Consider the following 5244-nt stretch of genomic DNA (forward strand, 5'->3'; position numbering starts at 1 on the left):
CCCGGACCTTGCCAAGGTCCGGGGACCGTTCGTAAGGCAAATCACTATGAGCGTAAAAACCTACTCTTGTAAAAGGTCGTCCGTCCATCTAATTGATAACAATCCAAAATCTAACGTCTAAAATCGCGGATATGCAGAACTGGCGCAATTATTACGAAATTCTCGGATTGACGAAAGAATCCTCTACTGAGTCGATTAAAAAAGCCTACCGGCGACTGGCAAGGCAGTATCACCCAGACCTGAATCCTGGCAATAAAGTCGCTGAGGAAAAATTTAAGGACCTCTCTGAGGCGTATGAGGTCCTCTCGGACCCGAATAAGCGGGCGCAATACGACGAATTTAGTCGGTTTTTGGGCAAGAAAGGATTTAAAGGCCGTGCATCTGTGCGACCCCCGGCCTGGAACAGTCGCAGCAATCCCTTTGCTACGGGGGCATCTCGGGAAGCTCAGAGTTCGAGTAATTTCTCTGAATATGCTAATTTTGATAGCTTTGTGGATGAACTTCTGGGTCGTCGGGAAACCCGGACTGCTGGAGTGGGGGTAGGGACTACGACCACGGCCAGCGATCGCGATGCCTTTCAACCCCGCAGTAGCAAAACGGCCTACACGATTCCGGCGCGTCCTAACCCCCGGGATGTGGAAGCGCGTCTGACGTTACCGTTGGAAAAAGCCTATACCGGAGGTCGGGAACGGATTCGCCTGGAAGATGGGCGATCGCTCGAAGTCACGATGCCAACGGGAATGGTTACGGGTCAGCGGATTCGCCTCCGGGGTCAAGGCATGAATGGGGGTGATTTGTATTTAAAAATTACCGTTGCCCCCCACGGGTTTTTTAAGGTTCAAGGTGCGGATATCTACTGTGTACTCCCCATTTCCCCCTGTGAGGCGGTCCTCGGTGGGGCGGTGGAGGTGCCGACCCTCGATGGGTTGGTGAAAATGACTCTCCCTCCAGGAGTCGGCCCGGGTAAACGGTTGCGTCTGGCGAATAAGGGCTATCCCACCGGCGATGGCAACCGGGGTGACCAACTCGTAGAAATTGTGATTTCTGTCCCGAAACAGGTCACGGACCAGGAACGAGAACTCTACGAAAAATTGCGTCAGATTGAAACCTTTAAGCCGCGTCAGGATTTGCTTCTCTAGGGATAAAATTGGGTGAGTGCGGAGGCATTTCGTGGGATTGCCTCCGCTGAAAATAGTAGCCTTAAATACAATGTAAAACGGCAATAATTTTTTATAGCATTGCTGTGATATGATTTCCCTAAACTCTCTACAATCCGTTAGGGAAAATAGGGTAAGCTAAGGAGAGGAAATTTTTTAAGCTCCCAACTTTTTCGGTTTGAAAAATGCTAAAGTCTACAATCTCCCGATCTATAAAAGGTAGAAGAGGCAAATACCGGGTTCAGTTGTAGGGCCTCAGATCCATCAGGTTTTGCGTTCCTGAAATATCCATCGCTGACTTCCGAGTAATTGAATAAACATGAGAGTGTGATGCGATCGCCATTGTCACCTTACATTGCTGCTGTCTGTTCCGCTGGCCTGCTTATAGCCGGAGTTTGGGCGCTTGCTCAGTCGGAAATCCAACGCAATCGTCAGCAAATTCGCACCGATGTCTTGCTCCAACTCAGTAGCAAGCGAGCTAGACTCGAAAGCGCCTTAAACTCCCGACTGTTTATTACCCGGGGTCTGGTTGCCTACGTTTCCAACCATCCTGATGTTACTCCCGAGGAATTTGAGCGCCTTGCCAAAGTCATGGTCTCTGAGCAAACGGGGATTGTGAATATTCAGTTGGCTAAAGATAATATTATCAGTCATCTTTATCCGCTCCAGGGTCATGAAACCGCCCTGGGTCTCAACCTCCTCGAATATTCCCGCTCTCAGAAAATTGTCCCACAAATTATCCAGAGTAAAAGTACCCTCGTCGAGGGTCCGACGGCGTTAGTTCAGGGGGGTACGGCATTAATTAGTCGCACTCCCATTTTTCTAGATTCCCCGAATAGTCCCGAGGAGGGTGCTTACTGGGGTCTGGTGGCGATCATCATCGACCCGCAGGTCCTCTTCACCGATGCCAAACTCTTCCCGAAAACTAAGCCGATCGCCACTCCTCCCGGACGCAAATCCACCCTGACTCGATCTCGCTTCTCAACTCCGATTCCCGTCCAGTACGCCATTCGCGGTCAAGATGGCTTAGGGTCCCAAGGGGCTGTATTTTTCGGAAATCCAGACCTATTTAATCGCAACCCGGTTCTCCTAGAGGTCTCTTTACCCAACGGGTCCTGGGAAATGGCCGCCATTCCCTTGGAGGGATGGCCCGTGAGTCAACCCATTGGCTGGTTATACTCCCTATGCGGCTTTTTAGCCTTTTCCTGTGGATTATCTACCTTTATCTGGGTCAGAAAACCTTGGGAAATGGAGTTGGCGGTGGAACGGGCGACTTCGGCCCTCCAGAAGAGTCAGGAACGATATGCGATCGCCGTTGCCGGGGCCAATGATGGCATCTGGGACTGGGATTTGAAGACTCAAGAAATCTATTTTTCTCCCAGGTGGAAGTCGGCGATCGGCTGTCATTCCGAGGAAATCGGGTCCAATCCCGATGAATGGTTCAGTCGCATTCATCCCGATGACTTGGAACGAGTGGAATCCGACATCCAGGCCCACTTAAAAGGACGTAGCCCTCACTTACAAACGGAATATCGGATCTTGCATAACAATGGGTCCTATCTCTGGATGCTAGTTCGGGGGATGGCGGTTCGGGATACCGATGGCAACCCCTATCGGTTTGCCGGGTCCCAAACTGATATTACCGATCGCCTACGGGCGCGAGAAGCCCTCCGCATCTCTCAGGAAAAGTTTTCTAAAGCCTTTCGCGCTTCTCCCGATGCGATCGCCCTTACCACCCTGGCGGAAGGGCGTTATATAGAGGTGAACGATCGCTTTTTAGAAATGTCTGGCTTTGAGTGGGCTGAAGTCATCGCCAACAACTCAATAAATCTGAATATTTGGGTCTATGAAGCCGAACAAAAAACCTGTATTGAGGAATTACAAACCCAGGGTCGAGTCATTGATCACGAAATTCACTTTAGAATGAAGTCCGGGGAAATTCGAGTCGGCTTATTCTGCGCTGAATCCATCGTCTTAGAGGGAGTTCCCTGTGTCGTCTCCATCACCCGAGATATTACCGATCGCAAACAGTATGAAGAAAAATTATATCATACAACTTCAGAATTGCAAGCCATTTTTAAAGCCCTCCCCGATTTATACTTTAAGCTGGCTAACGATGGCACAATTTTAGACTATCAAGCTGGAAAAATCTCGGACCTTTACCTGCCTCCGGAACAATTCCTAGGTCGTAAAATTCATGAGGTTCTCCCCTCAAATGTCAGTCAAACTTTTGTAGAAGCTCAGAGTGAAGTTAAAGAAAATCGCAATTTAGTCTATCGAGAATACTCCTTACAGATTAGCGATCACCTCAAGTATTTTGAAGCACGACTCCTCCCCCTGCTGGAAAACCAAATCATTATTATTGTCCGAGACATTACCAGTCGCAAACAAACCGAAATCATGCTACACCAGGCCAAAGAAGCTGCCGAAGCTGCCAACCAAGCCAAAAGTATGTTTTTGGCTAATATGAGCCATGAACTGCGAACCCCCCTGAATGCGATCGTCGGCTATAGTGAAATCCTCGAAGAAGAAGCCGAAGACATCGGCATCCCGGATTTTATTCCTGACCTGAAAAAAATTCAGTTTGCCGGAAAGCATCTATTGAGCCTGATTAATGATATTCTCGACCTCTCCAAAATTGAAGCAGGTAAAATGGATATTTACCTAGAAACTTTCGATGTCAGTGAGATCATCGAAGCCGTAGTCGCGACCATTCACCCCTTAGTGCAGAAAAATGGGAATCACCTCCAGGTTAACGCTCCCCCCCATCTGGGCCAAATGTATTCCGATTTAAACAAGGTTCGGCAAGTGCTGTTAAACTTATTAAGCAACGCCGCTAAATTTACCAAAAATGGGACAATCACCTTAGAAGTGAGACTCATTCCCGACCGGGTATTCCCCCCCAATTCCCCCCCGGACTGGATTGAGTTTCGGGTAATTGATACCGGAATTGGGATGACATCAGACCAGATGGAGCAGATTTTTAATGCCTTTACCCAGGCTGACCCCAGTACCACCCGCAAGTATGGAGGAACTGGCTTGGGACTGGCGATCGGTCAGCGATTCTGTGAAATGATGGGAGGGGCGATCGCCGTTTCCAGCGAACTCGGATCTGGCTCAACCTTTACAGTCCGCTTGCCTTACCGCTTTCAGTTTCCCGCTAACCTAATGGAGTAACAAAACCACCCAAAACCGCTCACGAGTTCAGGCATTGTTTTCAAAAGTATCCAGTTGAAGGAGGGAAGGATGATAGGCTTTAAAACCGAGTTCGGGTTACGAAAAGAAAGCGGGCATATCGCACTTCCCCTTGCCAAGACTAGCAAGGGACAGCCTGAAGTGACTCGATCCGGCCTCAACATTTCCCTATCTGCCACGGGTAATCAGGCCAATGCTTCCCGGACTCTGCGTATTTTGGGGCAGTCCAATGGATCTCAAAGGGTAGAACTCTTAGGCTGCAACCCCCGAACCGTAGGCTTCGGGTCCAGCCGAGTTGTTATAGGGTCAGTATAGGGAGGACCACAAGCGTGCTTTATCCAGAACAAGACCAGCTGACCCTTGATTCCACCTTAGCTGATTTACCATCCCATGATTTTCAAGTTTCCGCCTCCACCCTCGGACAGGTTGTCAGCCAAGTCTTTCAAACTCATCTGGAGTTACCCGGCGTGATGATTATCGCCGATGAACAAACCCTCGGCATCATTTCCCGTCGGAAATTTTTTGAATGGTTGAGTCGTCCCTACGGATTAGAAATTTATCTCAAACGTCCCATGTCCGTCCTGTGGACCACCATCCAAGCGGTGGAAACCAAATCTGGCATCTATTCCCCCCCTTTGCATCTCCCCGCCTCCTGTAAAATCCACGAAGCGGTTGATATTGCCTTAGCCCGTGACCCCCACCAAGCTTATGAACCGATCGCCCTCGTCCTCCCCGATGGACAAGTGCGATTTTTAGATTTGCATATTCTGTTAGTCGCCCACTCTCACCTGTTCCAACTGGCGAATCAAACCATTGAAGAGAAAAAAGATGCGGCGATCGCCGCCAACCGCGCTAAAAGTCAATTTTTAGCCAACATGAGTCATGAACTGCG

3 protein-coding genes are annotated in these 5244 nt (G+C 49.4%); all 3 read left to right on the plus strand.

The window, feature by feature from the left end:
• Positions 1-131: 131 nt before the first annotated feature.
• Positions 132-1139, plus strand: a complete 1008-nt coding sequence (locus J0895_RS09420) for a DnaJ C-terminal domain-containing protein (protein WP_207087849.1) — start codon at positions 132-134, stop codon at positions 1137-1139.
• Between the two features lie 327 nt (positions 1140-1466).
• Positions 1467-4334 (plus strand): sensor histidine kinase, encoded by a 2868-nt coding sequence (locus J0895_RS09425; RefSeq protein WP_207087850.1) that lies wholly within the window; start codon positions 1467-1469, stop codon positions 4332-4334.
• A 347-nt stretch (positions 4335-4681) separates the two neighbouring features.
• Positions 4682-5244, plus strand: a 563-nt coding sequence (locus tag J0895_RS09430; RefSeq protein WP_479724801.1) for a CBS domain-containing protein, incomplete at its 3' end; no start/stop codon positions are given.

This window comes from Phormidium pseudopriestleyi FRX01, assembly GCF_017313335.1.
Lineage (GTDB): Bacteria > Cyanobacteriota > Cyanobacteriia > Cyanobacteriales > Laspinemataceae > Laspinema > Laspinema pseudopriestleyi.

What these genes read in the sequence shown, in the direction of transcription:
- J0895_RS09420 (WP_207087849.1), top strand. Translation starts at nt 132, where the DNA reads ATGCAGAACTGGCGCAATTATTACGAAATTCTCGGATTGACGAAAGAA.